The following is a 17,830-nucleotide window of genomic DNA, read 5'->3' on the forward strand; positions in this document are numbered from 1 at the left end:
CCGGGTTAACGAATCCGGACAGGTAAGAGAATGGTTAGACCGTCAATCACATCTTTCCTGTGATTCCGCCAGGTGACGGCGGAGCGGCTCCCTCGTGCCGGGGACTTTCACAAAAGAAGCCGAGATGATCAGCGCATCGTCGGGTAGGCGCCGAGCATCATGGCTGCTTCCTCCCCCACCCTCACCACCGCTCCCGCTCCCCCCACACCCGCGCCGGCTCCCGCCCCGTCGCGCCGGGGCCGCCTGCTCGCCCTGGACGGCCTGCGGCTCGTGGCCGCGCTGATGGTCTGCCTCTACCACTACGCCGGACGCGGCGGCACGGTCTCCGCGTCCTGGCACCAGACACCGGCCCACGTCTTCCCGACCCTGTCCCAGGTGGCCACCTACGGCTGCCTGGGCGTCCAGTTCTTCTTCGTCATCAGCGGTTTCGTCATCTGCATGAGCAGCTGGGGCCGCACCCTCGGTGACTTCTTCCGCTCCCGCGTCGCCCGCCTCTACCCCGCCTACTGGGTCGCCCTGGCGCTCGTCACCGGCGCGGCCCTCGCCCTGCCGGCCGTCGTGCACCCGGTCCGCCTCGACGAGTTCCTGGTCAACCTGACGATGCTGCAACAGCCCATGGGCGCCCCGCGTGTGCTGGGCGTGTGCTGGACACTCTGGGTCGAGGTCCGCTTCTACGCGCTGTTCGCCCTCCTCGTCGTCCTGCGCGGGGTCACCTACCGCCGGGTGGTGCTCTTCTGCTCCGTGTGGACGCTGGCGGCGGTGGTGTGCCGCACGTCCGGCAACGCGCTGATCGACCAGCTGGTCATGCCGGACTACGCCCCGTTCTTCGTCGGCGGTCTCGCCCTCTACCTGATCCACCGCTTCGGCAGTGACCTGCTGCTCTGGGGCATCGTGGCCGTCTCCTGGCTGCTCGGGCAGAGCAACGCCACGCGCGGGCTGTGGCACGCGGGCGCGCACGGCGACTTCGTGCGCGACCCGTACGTCATCCTGCTGGTCGTCACCCTCGCCTTCGCCGCCGTGGCGGCCGTGGCGCTGGGCTGGACCCGCCGTGCCGACTGGCCCTGGCTGGCCACGGCCGGCGCGCTGACGTACCCGTTCTACCTGGTCCACGAGCATCTGGGCTGGTTCGTCATCCGGGTGCTGCACCGGGGCCTGGGCCTGCTCGCGTGGCCGACGCTCGTGACGACAGTGCTCGGCATGCTGCTGCTGGCGTGGCTGATGCACCGGTTCGTGGAGAAGCCGCTCGGCCCGAAGCTGAAGCGAGCGCTCCGTGGCCGGAAGTTGGGCAGTCGTTCATCTCGCCTTGGGTTTTGAACCGGCCCCGGGGGCAGGCACCGTAGTGCCCCGCCCCCCGCGCCACAGGCTTTCCGCAGCAAACCCACAGACTGCCGTACCGAGGGAGTGCCCCCGCCTCATGGCCACCATCCAGGAAGCGACCCGACCGCCTCACCGTCTCGACGACGTGCCCGGCTGGTTCCCGGTGCTCGACCAGCTGCTCTTCGACTGGTTCCTGAACCGGCAGGAGGGCGGGGGAACCCACGGCGACCTCCTGGAGGTCGGTGTCTACATGGGCAAGAGCGCGATCTTCATCGGCCGGCACCAGCAGCCGGGCGAGAAGTACACCGTGTGCGACCTCTTCGAGGGCGACGCCCCGGACGACGCCAACCGGGCCGAGTCGACCAAGTCCTACAGCGCGCTGACCCGGCGCGTCTTCGAGGACAACTACCGCTCCTTCCACGACGAGCTGCCCCGGGTGCTGCAGGGGCCCAGCTCCGTGGTGCCCGACGAGGTCGAGGCCCGCTCCTGCCGGTTCGTGCACATCGACGCCTCGCACCTGTACGAGCACGTGCACGGCGACATAGGAGCGGCCCACGACCTGCTGCTGCCCGACGGCATCGTCGTCCTCGACGACTTCCGCTCCGAGCACACGCCCGGCGTGTCCATAGCCACCTGGGAGGCCGTGCTCAACCGGGGCCTGCACCCGATCTGCCTGAGCACGCAGAAGCTCTACGGCACCTGGGGCGATCCCGAGCCGGTCCAGGAGGCGCTGCTCGCCATGGCGCGGGAGCGGTCCGACTGCCATGTGAGCGTCCAGGAGGCCGCGGGGCACCGGATCGTCCGCCTGAAGTCCAAGGGGATGGCCGCGCCGGCGTTCCCGCCCTCCAAGCACGCGGTGCCGGCCGAGGCGCCGGTGCCGACGCCGGCCGCGGTGTCCGCGCCGGCACCCGCTCCCGCGGCACGGCCCGCCCGGCCCGCTCCCCGCCACGGCAGCCGGGTCCGCCGGGTCGCCGTGGACCTGTTGCCGCCAATCGTCACGCGGGCGATCCGCAAGGCGCGCGCGGCCCGGAGCTGACCGCCCGCTCAGCCGATCCCGTAGCGGGCCTGGATGCCCGCGATCACCAGCGCCAGCCCTTCCTCGAACTGCCCGTCGTAGTCGTCGAAGAGCATCTTCCCGGCCTCGGCCGCGAGCGGGAAGTCGGCCATGCGCCGGGCGCGTTCCTCGATGTCGTACCCCTCCCGGCGCTCGCCCGGGAGGGGCTGCACACCCTGTTCCTCGGTGACGAACCCGATGGTGAACATGCTCGCGGTCCGCGCCGCGCTGACCGCCTGCGCCAGGGTGAAGCCGGCGTCCGTGAGGACGCGCAGGTGCGCCTCCATCTCGTGGGCGTGGTCCGTGCCCGTGAAGCGTGAGCCGCTGAAGACCTTGGCGCCGTCGCGGTAGCCGAGCAGGGCGGCGCGCAGCCCGCGGCTCGTCCCGAGCAGCCGCTCCTGCCAGCTGTCGGCGGGATCGAGCGCCGTGTCGGCGACCATCCGCCGGTACATCTCCGTCGCCATCTCGTCGAGCAGCGCCTGCTTGTCCTTGAAGTGCCAGTACAGCGCCGGGGCCTTGACGTCCAGCTCCTTGGCGATGGCACGCAGGGTCAGCCCGTCGAGGCCGACCTCGTTCAGCAGCCGCAGCGCCGTGTCCGCGACCCGTTTGCGGTCCAGGGGCGCGCGTCGTTCCGTACTCACGCTTGACAGCTTAACAGCGTTAAGGGCACCCTCATGAGCGACGGCACTTAACAGCGTTAAGGAGAATCGTGATGGATGTCCTGATCGTGGGGGCCGGCCCGACCGGCCTCACCCTCGGCATCGACCTGGCCCGGCGTGGCGTGGACGCGCTGGTCGTGGAGCGGGCGGAGGGGCTCTTCCCCGGCTCGCGCGGCAAGGGGATCCAGCCGCGCACCCAGGAGGTCTTCGACGACCTCGGCGTCCTGGACGCGATCCGCGCGGCCGGCGGCCCCTACCCGGCTCGGATGATGTGGAAGGACGGCGAGCGGCTCGGCGAGCAGCCGATGTTCGAACCGGTGGAGGCGGACGAGGGCGCGCCGTACACCGAGCCGCTGATGATCGCGCAGTGGCGGACCCAGGAAGTCCTGTACGCGCGGCTGGTGGAGGTGGGCGGCCGGGTGGACTTCGGGCGCGAGGTCACGGACCTGGAGCAGGACGCGGAAGGTGTGAGCGTGCGGTTCGCCGACGGCAGGACCGTCCGTGCGCGCTACGTCGTCGCGGCCGACGGCGGGCGCTCGGCGGTACGGCGCGCGGTGGGCGTGGGCATGGCCGGGGAGACGGTCGACCCGAGCCCGTTCCTGGTGGCGGACGTGCGGGTGAAGGGGCTCGACCGGGAGTACTGGCACACGTTCCCCGGGGCCGACGGCACCGGCGTGGCGCTGTGCCCGCTCGCCGGCACGGACGTCTTCCAGCTGGCCGGGAAGCTCCCCGAGGGCACGGAGATCGACCTGTCCCTCGACGGCATCCGGGGGCTGGTCGCCGCGTACACGCACCTCGACGCCGAGGACGTCACCGAGCTGCACTGGGCCTCGGAGTTCCGGCCGCGCACCGGGCTGGCCGACCGGTTCCGGGTGGGCCGGGTGTTCCTCGCGGGCGACGCGGCCCACGTCCACTCACCGGCCGGCGGGCAGGGCCTGAACACCAGCGTCCAGGACGCGTACAACCTGGGCTGGAAGCTGGGCGCGGTGCTGCGCGACGGGGCTCCGGAGTCCCTCCTCGACACCTACGAGGAGGAACGGCGCCCCAACGCCGCGGCCATGCTGGGCCTGTCGACGGGCGTGCACCGCGGGGAGGTGCAGCGCGGGAAGGCAACGGTGCAGCTCGGGCTGGGTTACCCGCAGTCGTCCCTGAGCGAGGAGCGGCGCACCGCCCCGACCGGGGTCCGTGCGGGCGACCGGGCCCCCGACGGCACGGTGGCCGGCGTACGCCTCTTCGACGCGTTCAGGGGGCCGGGCTGGACGGTGCTGGGCGCGCCGGCACCCGTCGCTGGGGTCCACACACTCCCGGCGGCCCCGGAGTCGTACGGCCCCGGTGTCTTCCTGGTCCGCCCGGACGGGTACGTCGGCTGGGCGGGCGAGTCGGCGGAAGGGCTCAAGGCGTATCTCGGGCGCTTCGTGGGGTGAGACGGTCAGTCGTCGCCGTCGAGGAGGGTGTCTACGGAGAGGTCGAGGGTGATGCCGACGGACTCGGGGACGGCGATGGACTGGCCTCGCTTGTAGCGGACGGGGGCGGGGTACTTGCCGTCGACCGGGTCGATGTAGAGGAGGACCTCGTCGTGCTTGCGGTCGGCGATCAGGTAGGCGGGGATATTGGCGCGAGCGTAGATATCCACCTTGGTCGCAGTGTCATTGGTCCAGTTGGAGGAAGTGATCTCCATGACCAGACGGAAGACATGCGGTGCGTAACAGCTCTTCTCGACCAGGGCGTCATGGAAGTCGGCATCCACGATCGCCAAGTCGGGTACGGCGTAGTCGTCCGGCCCCGTCGGCAGCCACAGGCCGATGCCCGCCACGCTTCTGAGTCCAGCCTGCCGGGCACCCGCTTGGTGGCATGCCACGATCAACCAGGACAGTGTCACTTGATGCGGCCCATCCGGCGGCGGTGTCACGACGATGCTCCCGTTGAGGATCTCGACCCGGTGGCCTGGCAGCTCCTCCCAAAGCCGGTCGGCAGCATCGGCAAGCGACGACTCGTGCAGCATCACAGCCACGGCCCCCTCCTTTCGGGAACACTCTCCACGAGCGTAACCGCGGCCGGACAGATTCCGCTCATGATCACCCATATGAAGTAATCGCCCAGCTCAGAACGCATCCGCCGGCACATAACTCCCCCAAACCTCCCGCAGCGCGTTGCACACCTCCCCCACCGTCGCCCGCCCCCGCAGCGCCTCCTTCATCGGATACAGCACGTTCTCCTCGCCCTCGGCCGCCTTCTTCAGCGCGGTCAGGGCCGAGTCGACCGCGCCCTGGTCCCGTTCGGAGCGCAGCCTGGTCAGGCGTTCCCGCTGGCGCACCTCGATGCCGGGGTCCACGCGCAGGGGCTCGTACGGCTCCTCCTCGTCGAGCTGGAAGCGGTTGACGCCCACGACCACCCGCTCGCCGGAGTCCGTCTCCTGGGCGATGCGGTACGCGTTGCGTTCGATCTCGGCCTTCTGGAAGCCGTGCTCGATCGCCGCCTCCGCGCCGCCGAGATCCTCGACCCTCCGCATCAGGTCCAGCGCGGCCGCCTCGACGTCGTCGGTCAGCTTCTCCACGGCGTAGGAGCCCGCGAACGGGTCCACGGTCGCCGGTACGTCCGTCTCGTACGCCAGGACCTGCTGGGTGCGCAGCGCGAGGCGGGCGCTCTTGTCCGTCGGCAGGGCGATCGCCTCGTCGAAGGAGTTGGTGTGCAGCGACTGGGTGCCGCCGAGGACGGCCCCGAGGGCCTGCACCGCGACCCGGACCAGGTTCACCTCGGGCTGCTGGGCCGTGAGCTGGACCCCGGCCGTCTGGGTGTGGAACCGCAGCATCCAGGACTTCGGGTTCCGCGCGCCGAAGTCCTCCTTCATCACCCTGGCCCAGATCCTCCGTGCCGCGCGGAACTTGGCGATCTCCTCCAGCAGCGTCGTACGGGCCACGAAGAAGAAGGACAGCCGGGGTGCGAAGTCGTCCACGTCCATGCCGGCCGCGACCGCCGTGCGGACGTACTCGATGCCGTCGGCGAGGGTGAAGGCGATCTCCTGCGCGGGGGACGCGCCCGCCTCGGCCATGTGGTAGCCGGAGATCGAGATCGTGTTCCACTTCGGGATCTCGGCCGTGCAGTACTTGAAGATGTCGGCGGTCAGGCGCAGGGAGGGCTTCGGCGGGAAGATGTACGTTCCGCGCGCGATGTACTCCTTCAGGACGTCGTTCTGGATGGTGCCGGTCAGGCGGTCCGCCGGCACGCCCTGCTCCTCGGCCACCAGCTGGTAGAGCAGGAGCAGCAGGGCCGCCGGGGCGTTGATCGTCATCGACGTCGAGACCTTGTCCAGCGGGATGCCGTCGAACAGCACCCGCATGTCCTCGATCGAGTCGATCGCCACGCCCACCTTGCCGACCTCGCCGTGCGCGAGGGGCGCGTCGGAGTCGTGGCCCATCTGGGTGGGCAGGTCGAAGGCGACCGACAGGCCCGTGGTGCCGTGCGCGATCAGCTGCCGGTAGCGGGCGTTGGACTCCACCGCCGTACCGAAGCCGGCGTACTGGCGCATGGTCCAGGGACGGCCGGTGTACATGCTCGGGTACACCCCGCGGGTGTACGGGTACGACCCCGGTTCGCCCAGTTTCCCGGCCGGGTCCCAACCGGTGAGATCCGCCGGCCCGTAGACCGGCTCGATCGGCAGCCCCGACTCCGACTCACGCGCCATGGATGCCTCCGCATTACGGTTTGTCCCTCCTCACCATGCCCCGTAGTTCGGCGGCGGTCACGCGGGGAAACATCCACGGCATGAGGATCCCGGGCAGACCAGCCGTCCTACTCGTCTCGGCCGCCGCCCTCGCCGCGCTCTGCGGCTGCACCGTGCAGCCCCAGGACGCCGACGGCAAACACCGCCTGCCGGTGCAGGTGCGGCTGCCCTCCAGCCACGCCCCAGAACCCACCCGTACGGCCCAGAGCACGCCCGCGGCCAAGCCCGCACCCCGGGTGCTGTGGTCGCGCGGGGACAGCGGTCCGGCCGTACGCGAGCTGCAGGCCCGGCTCCGTCAGGTCGCCTGGCTGTTCGACGGACCGACGGGGACGTACGACGATCTGACCGAGCGGGCCGTCCGGGGCTTCCAGGGCAAGCGCGGGCTGCCGCGGACCGGAGAGCTGGACACCGTCACCTGGCAGCGGCTGCTGGCCATGACGCACCGGCCGGGCCGGTGGGAGCTGTACCTGATGGGCGGTCAGCCGGCCGCCGCGCCCGACCGGCGCTGTCTGACCGGCCGGGTGCTGTGCGTCAGCAAGACCAGCCGGACGCTGCGCTGGATGATCGACGGACGCACGGTCGAGACGGTGTCCGTCCGCTTCGGCACCCAGTACACCCCCACCCGCGAGGGTGAGTTCCACGTCTACTGGAAGTCACGGCACCACGTGTCGACCCTCTACCACTCCCCGATGCCGTACGCGATGTTCTTCAGCGGCGGCCAAGCGGTGCACTACTCCTACGACTTCGCGGCGCGGGGGTACGCGGGCGGTTCGCACGGATGCGTCAACGTGCGGGACGAGGCGGCGATCGCACGGCTGTTCGCGCAGGTGAGGATCGGCGACAAGGTCGTCGTGTCCTGGTGAGGAAGTTTGGGGCGCGGGCGGGACCGGGGGAACGTGTCCCGCCCGCGCCAGGTGCACGAGCCGCGGGTACGGGGGGAACCCCGGCTCAGTGCTACGGCCGATGACCAGTCGGCTCACTCAGTACTGCGTCGCGGGGCCCGGAAACGTCACACCCCTCGCGGAAAAATTTTCGCGATTTACAAAACCGCAGGTCACAGGCGAGGTAGGCGACGACAGAACTCAGAACGCGGTGTACGACGGGCTCGGCGAGAACGCCGGTGCGGCAGCCTTCCGGTCCGGGCCGAGGCGCACGAAGGCCGAGGGTGCGGGGCCTGCTCCGCGGCCCCGGCGGTCGTGGCGGTGGCCGTGACCCCGGCCCGGGTGAGCGTCGTCGTCACCGCCCTGGCCGCTCCCGTCGCCCTTGTCCTTGCCGTCGCTCTTGCCGTCGCCGCCGTTGCCGCGGCCCTTGCCGCCCTCGTCGTCGCCGCCGGTGCCCTTGCCCGTACCACCGGAGCTGTAGTGGCCCGCCAGGACGGACTTGCAGTACGTGGTCACGCGCGAGGAGCCGCCCGCCAGGTTCTCCAGGACCCGCCTGCGGTCGGAGCCCAGCTCCTTGCCGTCCCTCAGGTCGCGGCAGGCCGCGCCTGCGACCTGCCACCAGGTGCCGGGGGTCCCGGAGGCGTCACCGGAACCGGGCGTGGCGCCCGGGTGCGTGCCCTGGTGGGTGGCCCCGCCGGAGGGGTCGAGGGACCCGCTCGTACCGCCGTCGGGCGTGTCCTTGCTCGGGAGGATGCCCTCGGGGGACTGCGGCGTGGGCGAGGTGTGCGGCTGCCCGGGGCTCTGGGCGGCGGAGACGGAGGAGGTGGGATCCGGGTGGTCGTCGTGGAACGGGATCGGCAGCACTCCGCTGCCGGCCATGGCGACCCCGCCGAGCGTGCCCACGGCCAGCGCCGCGGCGAGTGCGAAGCGCACCGGGCGGGCCCAGCGCGGGCGACGGGTGCGGATTCCGGTACGGGTCGGGGCGCCGATGCGGACCAGGCCCGCGTCGGAGACGCTCGCGGGTCGGCCGGCGCGCCCGCCGGGGGTGCCGTCGCCGAGCGCGGCGGCGGTCCGTTCGGCCTCGGCCGCCTCGCGGGCCTTGCGGAACGCGGCCAACGCACCCTGTTCGCCGGGGAGTTCACCGGTCGCGGGAGCCGCCTCGGCGGAGAGTGCACCCAACGCCTTCGCAAGCCGTTCCGCCTGGTCGGATGAGGGGGCGTCGACGGCTTCCAGCGACTCACCGCGCAGCAGACGTTCCGTCATATCACGGGTAAGCCACTTGTTGTGCTCGTCGGCCATCACATGTCCCTCTGCGTCCTCGCACGCGTATGCGTCACAGTTGCGGACGTCACCGCGCGACCACGCGGTTCTCGCTGGGGAGGCAGCGCGTCGAGCGCGCCCGCCGATTCCGGATCGTCACCGAGCAGCTCCGCCAGCCGCTTCAGACCGCGGTGCGCGGCGGTGCGTACGGCGCCCGCGCGCTTACCGAGGGTCTCGGCGGCGGACTTGGCGTCCAGGCCGACCACCACGCGCAGCACCACCGCCTCGGCCTGGTCCTGCGGGAGCCGGGCGATGAGCGAGAGGGTGCTGTCGGTGGCCAGGGCCTCGATGGCCTCGCCGGCCGTGTCGGACTCGGCGGCCCGGCCGGTCAGTTCCGTCTCGTCGCCGCCTATCGCTGGGCGACGGCCGCGCATCCGTATGTGGTCCAGGGCACGGTTGCGGGCGATCCGGGCGGCCCAGCCCCGGAAACGGTCCGCGTCACCGCTGAACCGGTCGAGGTCCCGGGCTATCTGCAGCCAGGCCTCGGACGTCACGTCCTCGGCATCCGGGTCGCCGACCAGCGTGCGTACGTATCCGAGCAGCCTCGGGTGCACCGAGCGGTACACCGTACGGAACGCGGTCTCATCCCCGCCCTGTGCCGCACGCACCGCGGTGGTCAGCTCCGCGTCGTCCCCCAGCACCGCACTCCCTTTACGCCTGTCTTCGGTCGGCGCGAAAGGCACGTTACGGCGTGAAACCGCTCGCGTCCAGGTCGGTAGAAGATGCAACTAACTCGTGACACGCCCAGGTGTGACAGAAAACGCACTCACGACGCTGAAGGAAGTACGGGCCGCACGGCGGCCCGTGAGCGCGACGGCCGGGGCCTCTCCTGTGGGGGGTGGCGGCCCCGGCCGTTGCCCTGACGCCTCATGGGGCTGTCGAGCTGACATCCGACGGTGGGTGATTCCTCACGTCGGCAGGTGAATCCTCAGGACCGACAGCGGGGAACGACGTTACTGCTTCTCGCCGGATTTCCCGGAGTTGACAGAGTTGGCGGAGTTGGTGGGCTTTTCTCCCACCTTGCCACTGTTGTCGCTATTGCCACTATTAGTGCTACTGCTGCTGTTGCTGCTGTTACGCGTCTTGCTGCCCTTGTCGCTGTTCGCGCCGTCGGCGCGTGCGATCCGCTCGGCGCAGTAGCCGGCGACGTTCTCCTTGCCGCCCGCTGCCGCGACGAGCCGCTGCCAGGCCTTCGCGTCCAGGGCCTTGCCGTGCTCCTTGACCTGCTCGTAGGCACGGCAGTGGGCCAGGGTGTCCTTCGCCGTGGCCGGGTGGTGGGGGCGCGCCGAAGCACCCGCGGACCCGGGAGCCGCCGGATCCGCGGTCGACTGTCCCGGGGCGCTCGACGAGGGCCGCTTCTGCTGTCCGTCGTCGTCCTTCCCGGATCCCACGGAGTCGATCGCGGCGAAGGCGACGCCGCCCAGCGTGACGCTCGCGAGGAACACCGAGAGCGTGGCCTTCAGCGAGAGCCGGGCGCCGCGCGCCTCCCGGGGCCGCCAGTCGTCCCTGCGCCGGGTCCGCAACGCGTGCGCACCCGAGTCACGGGCGACAAGGAACGCGGCCACGGCGCGCTGCTCGGCCTCGGGGTCAATAGAGCTGGAGGTTCCGTCCAGGCTGAGCACGGCGCCGAGCCGCGCCTCGAAGGCGGCGTCCAGGTCGGCCGGGGCCGGCCCCAGGACGGTGCCGCCAGGGTGCGCGCGCCGGCGGCCGGGCTCGTCGCCGCTGTGCCGTTCACCCATGTCCGTTCCCGATCCTGTTCCTAGTGCGGCCCGCCCGACGTCTCGGATCTGCCGGGGGCCTCGCCCCACTGTCTCTGCAGAATCCATACGGCTGGCGGCCGTCAGCGTTCATTTCGACTCCCCCAGCGTCCGGGAGCCGTCATCCGTCACACCTGCGTCCGCCGCGTCCTCGACGCCCAGCTGGCGGGCGAGCCGTTTCAGCCCCCGGTACGCGGCCGTACGGACCGCGCCGGGGCGCTTGCCGAGGACGCGCGCGACGGAGGGGCCGTCGAGGCCGACGACCACCCGCAGCAGGACGGCCTCGGCCTGGTCGCGCGGCAGCGACCGCACCAGTTCCAGGGCGCGCTCGGTGGAGATGGACTCCAGCGCCTGGTCGTGGGTGCTGTGCGGCCCCGGCAGGTCCAGCACGTCCTGTTCGAGCGCCGTCCCCCGGGGCCGTACCCGCTGCCTGCGCAGATGGTCCAGGGCCCGGTGCCGGGCGATGGTCGCGGTCCAGCCGCGGAACCCGGCACCGTCTCCCCGGAACCTGCCGAGGTCGCGGGATATCTCCAGCCAGGCGTCGGAGGCCACGTCCTCGGCGTCCTCGCCGACGAGGCCGCGCAGATAGCCGAGCAGACCCGGCTGCACGATCCGGTAGGCCACCGCGAAGGCGTTCTCGTCACCGTCCTGGGCCCGTGCGACGGCCGCGCCCAATTCCCCGTCGTACGCCTGTGCGCGGCGGGGTTCCCTTCCGTGGCCCAAGAACCGTCCTCGTCCGTACCGAGCCCGGGCCGTGCCCGTGCTCGCCTCGAATCCCCATCGTGCGACACGGCCGCCCGTGTCCCACGCTCCACGGTCATCAGCGCCGAAGCTCACAGATTTGTCACAGTCGACGGCGGGCCGCTCGTCACAGCCCGCAGCGGCCCCGCCGCTCACATCCGTGGCCGCGCCGTCAGCCGATGGCGATACGCGGATGCGCACCGGGCCGTATCCACCCCATGATCTGGTCCATCGTGGCGCGCGGCACGGACACACAACCGGCGGTCGCGCCGTTCCCGTTGACGTGCAGGAAGATACCGGCGCCGCGACCGGGCGTGGCGGGCCACCGGTTGAAGTTGATGACGAGCGCCTTGGCGTACTGGGTCGGGTAGTTGACCAGATGCTCACTGCCCCGGTCACCGGCCTCGGTGAGCGGGAAGTCGGCGCCCGTCGCACTGTGCATCGAGTTGTAGAACTTCGACTGGGGGTCCTCCACCCACCAGTCGGAGCTGTTGACGACGTGGTACGGCATGCTCGTCCCACCCGCTTGGACACCGAAGCCCTCGGTGATGCTGTACGTCCCGGAAGGCGTGGTGTACGTCCCCTGCTGCCGTGTCGCCCCGCTCGTGACGCCGTTGGAGCCGACCCGGCCGGCACTGGTGCTGAACTGCGCCTTCCAGCCCGAGGCCCCCTTGGCCCAGGCGGTGACGGTGGCGTACGAGCCGCTCGCCTTCACGGTGATGAGCTGGGTGGCGTCACCCGGGGAGGCGGGAACGGGGAAGTTCGGGGCGGCCTGGGCGGCGGGCGGGGCGGTGGTGGCCCGGGGGGTGGTGGCCGTACCCGGGGCGGCATCCGACGAGTCGGAGGCGTCACCCCTGTCATCGCCCTTGCCGTTGGCCTTCGCTGAGGCGGAGGCGGACTTGGACGGCGAGGGCGATGCGGACGAGGACGAGGACGACGGTGACGAGGACGTCAGGGAGGTGCCCGGCGCTTCCGTCCCGCCCTTCGCCCCGACCGCGACGCTGTCGGACCCACCCCCGGCCTTCCCGTCTCCCCCGTCCCCACCTGGACCTCCACAGGCCGACGCCATCAGGAGGGCACCGGCGACGGCCGGCGCGGCGACGAAGCACGTACGGGCACGGGAACGCGAAGAGGGCAGCACGAAGAGACCCTTCGATGGGCAGCGGGAAGCAGAGGCACGGCCGGGAAACGGCGGCCGACCGGAACGAGGGCCGGTTATACAGCAGCGGGAAGCGTCGGGACGAGTGAGTCGACAAACCGGACTCTGCGCGCAAACCACACGTCCGACCGTTGGAGTGCGCGCCGGTCAGCCGGCTTCACGGCGCGCCCGCCCGTGCAGGGTCAGCCAGAAGGTCTGCAACGAGTCCTCCGGACCGCCCACCTCGAAACGGTTGAGCACCTTGCCCAGCGGGTTCCACACCCGCCCGTCCGGCATGCGCACGCCCGCCGGCTGCCCGAAGTAGGCGCGCTGCTCGGCGTCGAAGTCCACCCACACCGCCCCCGCACGGCGCACGAGCACCTCACCGACGTACGCCCCCAGCCCGAGCAGCGCGTCCCGCGCCCGCTCCCGGTCGGCGCCGCCCTTGCGCAGCCCGTCGATCAGGAAGTCCACGACCCGCAGGCTGCGCTCGGAGTAGTCCAGCGGCAGCCGGGTGCGGGCGGTGGCACGGGCGACGAAGGCAGCCGCGCACGCACGCATCTCACCCGGGCACGGTCGTGTGTCCACTCCACCCATGACAACGTTCCCCCTTCGCTCGGATCAGGGGGCGCAGGACCTCGTTCCCCCGTCCACCAAGCGGAATCTGACGCTTCAACATCACAGGCCGCAGGAGTGTCAATCGCCACACGGGAACTCACACCGGATGTACAACCTTCTTACCCTGCAGTGCGTCCCACAGGTCACTTCACACCGGACGGCAGGGCCAAGTGCCCTCTGAACACACCCTTGTTGTCGGCTCGCACCTCCTGACTCACCGTTATGTCCCCACCCTGGAACGGCACATGAAACGCGAACGCGTACCGATGCGCCACGACCCGATACCCATGCTCCGCATCCCTCAGATCCCAAGTCTCCGTGAAGCTCTTCAGCGTGATCTGACCGTCGGTCGCCATGACGCCCGCCTTGCGCAACTGCGCCAGGGTGGGCTCCACTTCACGCACGGCCCGCTTGAGCGCGGGACGGCCGCGGGCGGCCGACAACCGCCACCCCGACGCACTCACCTGCAGTCGTACGCCCGCCCCCGTACGACTCACCGTCGCACTCTTCGCGTACGCGGCGAACGCGTCCAGCTCGGCCAAGGGGTCCTCGACGTCATTGGCGATGTCGGGCTCGGAGAGCGCCCCCTTCTTCCACCCCTCGGCACCCTCCTTGACGTAACCCGTGCCGCCGACGACGTACACCACCTCGGGCTTGCGCTCCCCCTTGCTGGTGGTGATCGTGCCGGTCTGCTGGAGCGCGACGGGGGCGGTGGTCCGGTGCACGGTCGCGGCGTACGTCGCCCCGGACGGCGCCTGCCCCTGCATGACGGCGGACTCGCTGCCCCGCAGGGCGAACGTCCACCCCTGCTCGGCGCCCATGGCCTGCCGAGCACGAGCGACGAACTGCGCAGCGCTCTTCGGCTCCGACCTCACCTTCGGCGTGGCTTTCGCCCCGGCTCCCGCCCGCGCGGGCTTCGAGTGAGCGTGCCGACCGGTCGGCTTCCGCCCACCGTCCTGCACCGAACAACCGGCCGACACGGCCACGGCAACCGCGACCGCCACGACACCGAGGACACGGCGCCCACTCGGGCAGCGGGATATTCCGATTCCGGGCAGCACGAATCAACCCTTCAACAGAGATGGTGAGTTCGATGGGGGCCCGGTTATACAACAGCGGCCGACAGCACGGCGAGCGCCCGGATGAAGCGGGGTGAACGGGGCGGACCGGGCCTACTTGCTGGCTCTGCGCCGGGCATCCCGGCATTCAAGAGACGGGCATCTCGCCGTCAATGCCGTCGAGTAGGTTCTGCCCGTTCGGCCCGACAGGCGGGCCGCCGAACTCAAGGACTCGTCGCTGTGAGCATCCACATGCACATGCGCGCCGTCGCGGAATCCGAGATCCGGGACGACCACACCTGGCTTGCGGCATTCATGGGGGAGGCTTGGGAGAACCATCCCGCCGAGTACGCAGCGGGCATCGCCGTCTCGATCGACAAGATCTGGGGTGACGTCAATGACTTCTACGCCGCTGCCGATGCCCTCGATGCGGATGCCGACGAGCTCTGGACGTTGCCGATCTACGGCGGGCGCCCCGTGGCACACAGCGCCGATGCCGACCCCTCCAACCCGCCCCTGGGGATTCTGGAACCGCCTGGGGTGTCACAGGCCGCAGGCTTCCTCGCGCGTGTCTCTTTCGACGAGCTGTGGAACGTCGCCAATGCCAAGCTCGTCTGGTCCGGCCAGGACGAGGCGCAGTTCAGGCAGGAGTTCCTCGACCATCACAGGAGCCTCCAAGGGTTCTACGGGCGGGCGGCTACAGCAGGCCACGCCGTGGTCAGGGCGGTGTGGGCTTGAGACGTGGTCGCGTGACTGCCGCTGTTGCCTGTGGCGGGGCGATGTCGGTCTGCTGGAGTTCCGCCAGGAGCTGGTTCCGCCCGGCCAGAAGCTCGGTCAGGATGCGGCGGGCCGAGCGCAGGAGTTCGGCTACATCGCCGCCGGCGAGTTCGTACTTGACGCTGGATCCCTCTCGTGTGGACACGACGATGCCTGAACGGCGCAGGACCGCCAGCTGCTGCGAGAGACTCGAAGGCTCGATTTCGATATCGGCGAGCAAATCCCGTACCGCGACCGGGCCGTGCTGCAGCAGTTCCAGGACCCTGATTCGCGTCGGGTGTCCGAGCATGCGGAAGAACTCTGCCTTGGCTTGGTAGAGAGGGACTTGCACAGCACTCTTCCTGCCTGTCGAGGTGGCTTCTCGTATCGCGGTGGCGCCCCGAGGACGCCACCGCGATACGTGTCGTGCCTGCTCATTCTTCTCGGTCCGGGTGCCTCTCGTTCATGAGTTGTCATCCTCTCCATGTGACGGCTTGAAGAAGTTCTCAATTCATGGGTGCGCGTCAGCCCGGCCCTTGGGAGCGGCCTAGACCTCGAGTTGCTCTTCGATCCGTTTGAGTTGATGGCGGGCCATGGCCAGGTTCGAGCGGGCCTTGTCCATGACGAGATAGACGAACAGGCCGTTGCCGCTGCGGCCGGTCACCAGCCGGATGAGGTGGTACTGCCCCTCCAGCGTGATCAGGATGTCCTCGATGTGGCTCTCAAGGCCCAGATGCTCCATCGTGCGCACCTTGGCGCGGATCACGTCCGTGTTCCCGGCCGCGGCGACCGTCAGATCCAGGTCTCTGCCCCCGCCCAGGGTGCCGAGGGCCATGCCGCTGGTGTAGTCGACGACGGCCGCCCCCAGCGCGCCCTCGATCCCGGTCATCATTTCCTTCAGGGACACTTCCACACTCGCCATCGGCGCCTCCCCTTGATTGTCGGCTGCGGCGGGCTCCGGTTCCTCACCCGCTCGCAACCGCACCGTAGGCGCGCCGGCCCGGCGGGCGATAAGTCTGCGCGGAAGCGACCCAAGATGATCGGACAGCCTTCTAATGCGGTTGCCCGATGACCCGACTTGATGAGCCGTCCGAAGCTTCAGCCGTCAGCGCCGGGTGAGCCGGGGGCCGACCTGGCATCGGCGAACCCGCACACAGCCACCGTCGCCACCAGGAATGCCGCCGCTGCCGACAGCAGCGTGACTTCGTAGTAGGACCGGGGCGTCAGCCAGGCGGCCAGGCAGGCGGCGCCCGTTCCGGCCAGGACGGCGCACCCCAGTCCCCGGGCCAGCAGGAGGCCCGGGGGAGGTCCTCCATCCTGAGGCCCGGCGGACCCGCCGTCCGCCGTCCTCCCCGCCTCGGCCAGAACATCGCGCGCCGCCAACGCGCACGCCGTCGCAGCCGTCACCAGGGCCATGCCCGCCGCCAGCTGCGGTGTCCCGAACAACACGCCGTACCGCACGGCCAACGCGGGTACGAAGAAGAGGCTCAGCCAGTAGCGCAGCACGTGCCGCAGGAACGCGAGCGTCAGTCCGCGTCGGGCGGGCCTTCCCTCCAGCCGGGACGCCACCCGCCGCAGCCCCAGCAGCAGGACGGCTGCCACCAGCGCGAGCGGCAGGCGCTCGGGCAGTCGGCCCAGGCTGTAGAGCAGGGCGGTGTCGTACACGACCAGGACGAGTACTCCCAAAGCCCCCAGGGAGCCGATGAACACCAGCAGCCCGGGCACCGAGGCGGGAGTTCGGGTCGCTCCTCTGTCACGGGCCGCGCAGAGAGCGAGAAGGACCGGCGTGAGGACGGCCGAGACGGACCGTACGACAAGGTCGTCGACCGTGTACGGATTGCGCAGATCCCACTCGACCAGACAGAACACGACCGTGTACGACACCGACGCCAGCGGCAGCGCGGCGGAGCGGGCGATCCGCCGGTACAGGTCGGCGTCCAGCCAGCGCAGCACGGTGGCGAACGCCAGCAGCACGAAGGGGAGTTCCAGGAAGGCCTGCACGCGCAGCACAGACGGAGCGAGAAGCCCGGGTGCAGGGAAGTGCTCGGCCACTTGGCGCAGGGCGGGATTCCGCGACGCCAGATCGAACCACCCGGCGGGCAGATACCGCGCGATGAACGACGGGTCCCCGTCGTGGACGCGCAGGACGTAGACGGTGAACAGCACCTGATTGACGTAGATCAGGCCGGTCACCAGCGCCAGCGCGGCGGCCGGCGGGAAGACGGAGCGGCCCGCCGCTCCGACCTGGTCGGGGCGGCGGGCCAGGACACGCGGGGTGATCGCGAAAGCCGAGACGACCGACGCGACCACCACCACGTCCACAAGGACCTGCACGTCCATCACGTGAACAGGTACACCTTGCACTCCGTGCCCGATCGGTGGACGACCACCCCGATGGGGCCGGACCCGCCCTCGGACCGGACGTACCGGTCGTCGGTGTCGCTGTCCGACCAGCCGTGGTCCTTGGCGAAGACCTCGGCCGCGACGACGTCCTGATCCACTGACGTCGTCTTGCGGAATCCGTCGCCCGCCATGAACCCGGTCACCGCTGAGCACGGCATCCGCAGCACGGCGGCCATCGGGTACGTGTCGTCCGAGGACGTCGCGAAGTACCCCACGACCTTCGCGGACGCCGGCACCTCGATGTCGAAGTCACGGAACGCCTGCTCCGCGCTCACATCGGTGTCCGAGTCCGGAAAGGCGCCCGGGAACTGCTTCTTCGGTCCGGTGTCGCACGCGGCGACGGCCAGCATCGGCAGCAGGCCCAGGATCAGGCCCGCCGCCGCGCGCCGGACGGCACGGATGTGCAT

Annotated in this window: 19 protein-coding genes; 5 read left to right on the forward strand and 14 right to left on the reverse strand. The window is 70.5% G+C overall.

What is annotated here, in order from left to right:
- Positions 1 to 159: 159 nt before the first annotated feature.
- Positions 160 to 1,314, forward strand: a complete 1,155-nt coding sequence (locus ACFY3C_RS28385) for an acyltransferase family protein (protein WP_390772727.1) — start codon at positions 160 to 162, stop codon at positions 1,312 to 1,314.
- Positions 1,315 to 1,414: 100 nt separating this feature from the next.
- Complete coding sequence (locus ACFY3C_RS28390) at positions 1,415 to 2,353, forward strand: class I SAM-dependent methyltransferase (RefSeq protein WP_390772728.1); 939 nt, start codon at positions 1,415 to 1,417, stop codon at positions 2,351 to 2,353.
- An 8-nt stretch (positions 2,354 to 2,361) separates the two neighbouring features.
- On the opposite strand, the gene ACFY3C_RS28395 is transcribed toward ACFY3C_RS28390, so the two are convergent.
- Complete coding sequence (locus ACFY3C_RS28395) at positions 2,362 to 3,012, reverse strand: TetR/AcrR family transcriptional regulator C-terminal domain-containing protein (protein WP_390772729.1); 651 nt, start codon at positions 3,010 to 3,012, stop codon at positions 2,362 to 2,364.
- A 71-nt stretch (positions 3,013 to 3,083) separates the two neighbouring features.
- Between ACFY3C_RS28395 and ACFY3C_RS28400 the strand changes: the two genes are divergently transcribed.
- Positions 3,084 to 4,454: an FAD-dependent monooxygenase gene (locus ACFY3C_RS28400; RefSeq protein ID WP_390772730.1), complete on the forward strand. Its 1,371-nt coding sequence runs from the start codon at positions 3,084 to 3,086 to the stop codon at positions 4,452 to 4,454.
- Between the two features lie 5 nt (positions 4,455 to 4,459).
- On the opposite strand, the gene ACFY3C_RS28405 is transcribed toward ACFY3C_RS28400, so the two are convergent.
- A complete protein-coding gene (locus ACFY3C_RS28405; protein WP_390772788.1) occupies positions 4,460 to 5,032 on the reverse strand; it encodes a Uma2 family endonuclease in 573 nt (190 codons plus the stop codon).
- A gap of 99 nt (positions 5,033 to 5,131) precedes the next feature.
- The gene (locus ACFY3C_RS28410) at positions 5,132 to 6,712 is read right to left on the reverse strand and encodes a methylmalonyl-CoA mutase (RefSeq protein WP_390772731.1); all 1,581 of its coding nucleotides are present in this window, start codon (positions 6,710 to 6,712) and stop codon (positions 5,132 to 5,134) included.
- Between the two features lie 80 nt (positions 6,713 to 6,792).
- Here ACFY3C_RS28410 and ACFY3C_RS28415 point away from each other — a divergent pair, with 80 nt between their 5' ends.
- Positions 6,793 to 7,614, forward strand: coding sequence for a L,D-transpeptidase family protein (locus tag ACFY3C_RS28415; RefSeq protein WP_390772732.1), 822 nt, complete (start codon positions 6,793 to 6,795; stop codon positions 7,612 to 7,614).
- A 219-nt stretch (positions 7,615 to 7,833) separates the two neighbouring features.
- Here the strand turns inward: ACFY3C_RS28415 and ACFY3C_RS28420 are convergent, their stop codons facing one another.
- The 7 genes from ACFY3C_RS28420 to ACFY3C_RS28450 all read right to left on the reverse strand — a co-directional run bounded on the left by ACFY3C_RS28420 (position 7,834) and on the right by ACFY3C_RS28450 (position 14,081).
- Entirely contained in the window at positions 7,834 to 8,931 is a 1,098-nt protein-coding gene (locus ACFY3C_RS28420) for a hypothetical protein (RefSeq protein WP_390772733.1), read from the reverse strand.
- Positions 8,931 to 9,593, reverse strand: coding sequence for an RNA polymerase sigma factor (locus ACFY3C_RS28425; RefSeq protein ID WP_386578469.1), 663 nt, complete (start codon positions 9,591 to 9,593; stop codon positions 8,931 to 8,933). The genes ACFY3C_RS28420 and ACFY3C_RS28425 overlap by 1 nt, the downstream gene beginning before the upstream one ends.
- Positions 9,594 to 9,905: 312 nt before the next feature.
- Positions 9,906 to 10,691, reverse strand: coding sequence for a hypothetical protein (locus tag ACFY3C_RS28430; RefSeq protein WP_390772734.1), 786 nt, complete (start codon positions 10,689 to 10,691; stop codon positions 9,906 to 9,908).
- A 108-nt stretch (positions 10,692 to 10,799) separates the two neighbouring features.
- On the reverse strand, positions 10,800 to 11,432 hold the full coding sequence (locus ACFY3C_RS28435; protein WP_390772735.1) for an RNA polymerase sigma factor: 633 nt from the start codon (positions 11,430 to 11,432) through the stop codon (positions 10,800 to 10,802).
- 190 nt (positions 11,433 to 11,622) lie between these two features.
- The gene (locus tag ACFY3C_RS28440; RefSeq protein WP_390772736.1) at positions 11,623 to 12,591 is read right to left on the reverse strand and encodes a L,D-transpeptidase; all 969 of its coding nucleotides are present in this window, start codon (positions 12,589 to 12,591) and stop codon (positions 11,623 to 11,625) included.
- 165 nt (positions 12,592 to 12,756) lie between these two features.
- Positions 12,757 to 13,185 carry a hypothetical protein gene (locus tag ACFY3C_RS28445; protein WP_390772737.1) on the reverse strand — a complete coding sequence of 143 codons (429 nt, stop codon included), beginning with the start codon at positions 13,183 to 13,185 and terminating at the stop codon, positions 12,757 to 12,759.
- Positions 13,186 to 13,349: 164 nt separating this feature from the next.
- Positions 13,350 to 14,081, reverse strand: a complete 732-nt coding sequence (locus tag ACFY3C_RS28450; RefSeq protein ID WP_390772738.1) for a hypothetical protein — start codon at positions 14,079 to 14,081, stop codon at positions 13,350 to 13,352.
- A gap of 423 nt (positions 14,082 to 14,504) precedes the next feature.
- Here ACFY3C_RS28450 and ACFY3C_RS28455 point away from each other — a divergent pair, with 423 nt between their 5' ends.
- Complete coding sequence (locus ACFY3C_RS28455) at positions 14,505 to 15,002, forward strand: DUF1877 family protein (RefSeq protein ID WP_390772739.1); 498 nt, start codon at positions 14,505 to 14,507, stop codon at positions 15,000 to 15,002.
- Here ACFY3C_RS28455 and ACFY3C_RS28460 read toward each other — a convergent pair.
- The 4 genes from ACFY3C_RS28460 to ACFY3C_RS28475 form a co-directional block, all read right to left on the reverse strand.
- Entirely contained in the window at positions 14,983 to 15,372 is a 390-nt protein-coding gene (locus ACFY3C_RS28460) for an ArsR/SmtB family transcription factor (RefSeq protein WP_390772740.1), read from the reverse strand. The two genes, ACFY3C_RS28455 and ACFY3C_RS28460, sit on opposite strands and share 20 nt — an antisense overlap.
- Positions 15,373 to 15,567: 195 nt before the next feature.
- Positions 15,568 to 15,942: a hypothetical protein gene (locus ACFY3C_RS28465; protein ID WP_390772741.1), complete on the reverse strand. Its 375-nt coding sequence runs from the start codon at positions 15,940 to 15,942 to the stop codon at positions 15,568 to 15,570.
- Between the two features lie 176 nt (positions 15,943 to 16,118).
- Entirely contained in the window at positions 16,119 to 17,363 is a 1,245-nt protein-coding gene (locus ACFY3C_RS28470; RefSeq protein WP_390772742.1) for a hypothetical protein, read from the reverse strand.
- Positions 17,360 to 17,830: a hypothetical protein gene (locus ACFY3C_RS28475; RefSeq protein ID WP_390772743.1), complete on the reverse strand. Its 471-nt coding sequence runs from the start codon at positions 17,828 to 17,830 to the stop codon at positions 17,360 to 17,362. The genes ACFY3C_RS28470 and ACFY3C_RS28475 overlap by 4 nt, the downstream gene beginning before the upstream one ends.

Origin of the sequence: Streptomyces sp. NPDC001410, assembly GCF_042895235.1 — a bacterium.
In the GTDB taxonomy this organism is placed as follows: Bacteria; Actinomycetota; Actinomycetes; order Streptomycetales; family Streptomycetaceae; genus Streptomyces.

Bases quoted from the DNA above. Each gene is read 5' to 3' on its own strand.
- ACFY3C_RS28390 (WP_390772728.1), top strand. From the start codon at position 1,415: ATGGCCACCATCCAGGAAGCGACCCGACCGCCTCACCGTCTCGACGAC.
- ACFY3C_RS28405 (WP_390772788.1), bottom strand. From the start codon at position 5,032: ATGCTGCACGAGTCGTCGCTTGCCGATGCTGCCGACCGGCTTTGGGAG.
- ACFY3C_RS28475 (WP_390772743.1), bottom strand. From the start codon at position 17,830: ATGCACATCCGTGCCGTCCGGCGCGCGGCGGCGGGCCTGATCCTGGGC.
- ACFY3C_RS28415 (WP_390772732.1), top strand. From the start codon at position 6,793: ATGAGGATCCCGGGCAGACCAGCCGTCCTACTCGTCTCGGCCGCCGCC.
- ACFY3C_RS28445 (WP_390772737.1), bottom strand. From the start codon at position 13,185: ATGGGTGGAGTGGACACACGACCGTGCCCGGGTGAGATGCGTGCGTGC.
- ACFY3C_RS28420 (WP_390772733.1), bottom strand. From the start codon at position 8,931: ATGGCCGACGAGCACAACAAGTGGCTTACCCGTGATATGACGGAACGT.
- ACFY3C_RS28465 (WP_390772741.1), bottom strand. From the start codon at position 15,942: ATGGCGAGTGTGGAAGTGTCCCTGAAGGAAATGATGACCGGGATCGAG.
- ACFY3C_RS28385 (WP_390772727.1), top strand. From the start codon at position 160: ATGGCTGCTTCCTCCCCCACCCTCACCACCGCTCCCGCTCCCCCCACA.
- ACFY3C_RS28430 (WP_390772734.1), bottom strand. From the start codon at position 10,691: ATGGGTGAACGGCACAGCGGCGACGAGCCCGGCCGCCGGCGCGCGCAC.
- ACFY3C_RS28400 (WP_390772730.1), top strand. From the start codon at position 3,084: ATGGATGTCCTGATCGTGGGGGCCGGCCCGACCGGCCTCACCCTCGGC.
- ACFY3C_RS28410 (WP_390772731.1), bottom strand. From the start codon at position 6,712: ATGGCGCGTGAGTCGGAGTCGGGGCTGCCGATCGAGCCGGTCTACGGG.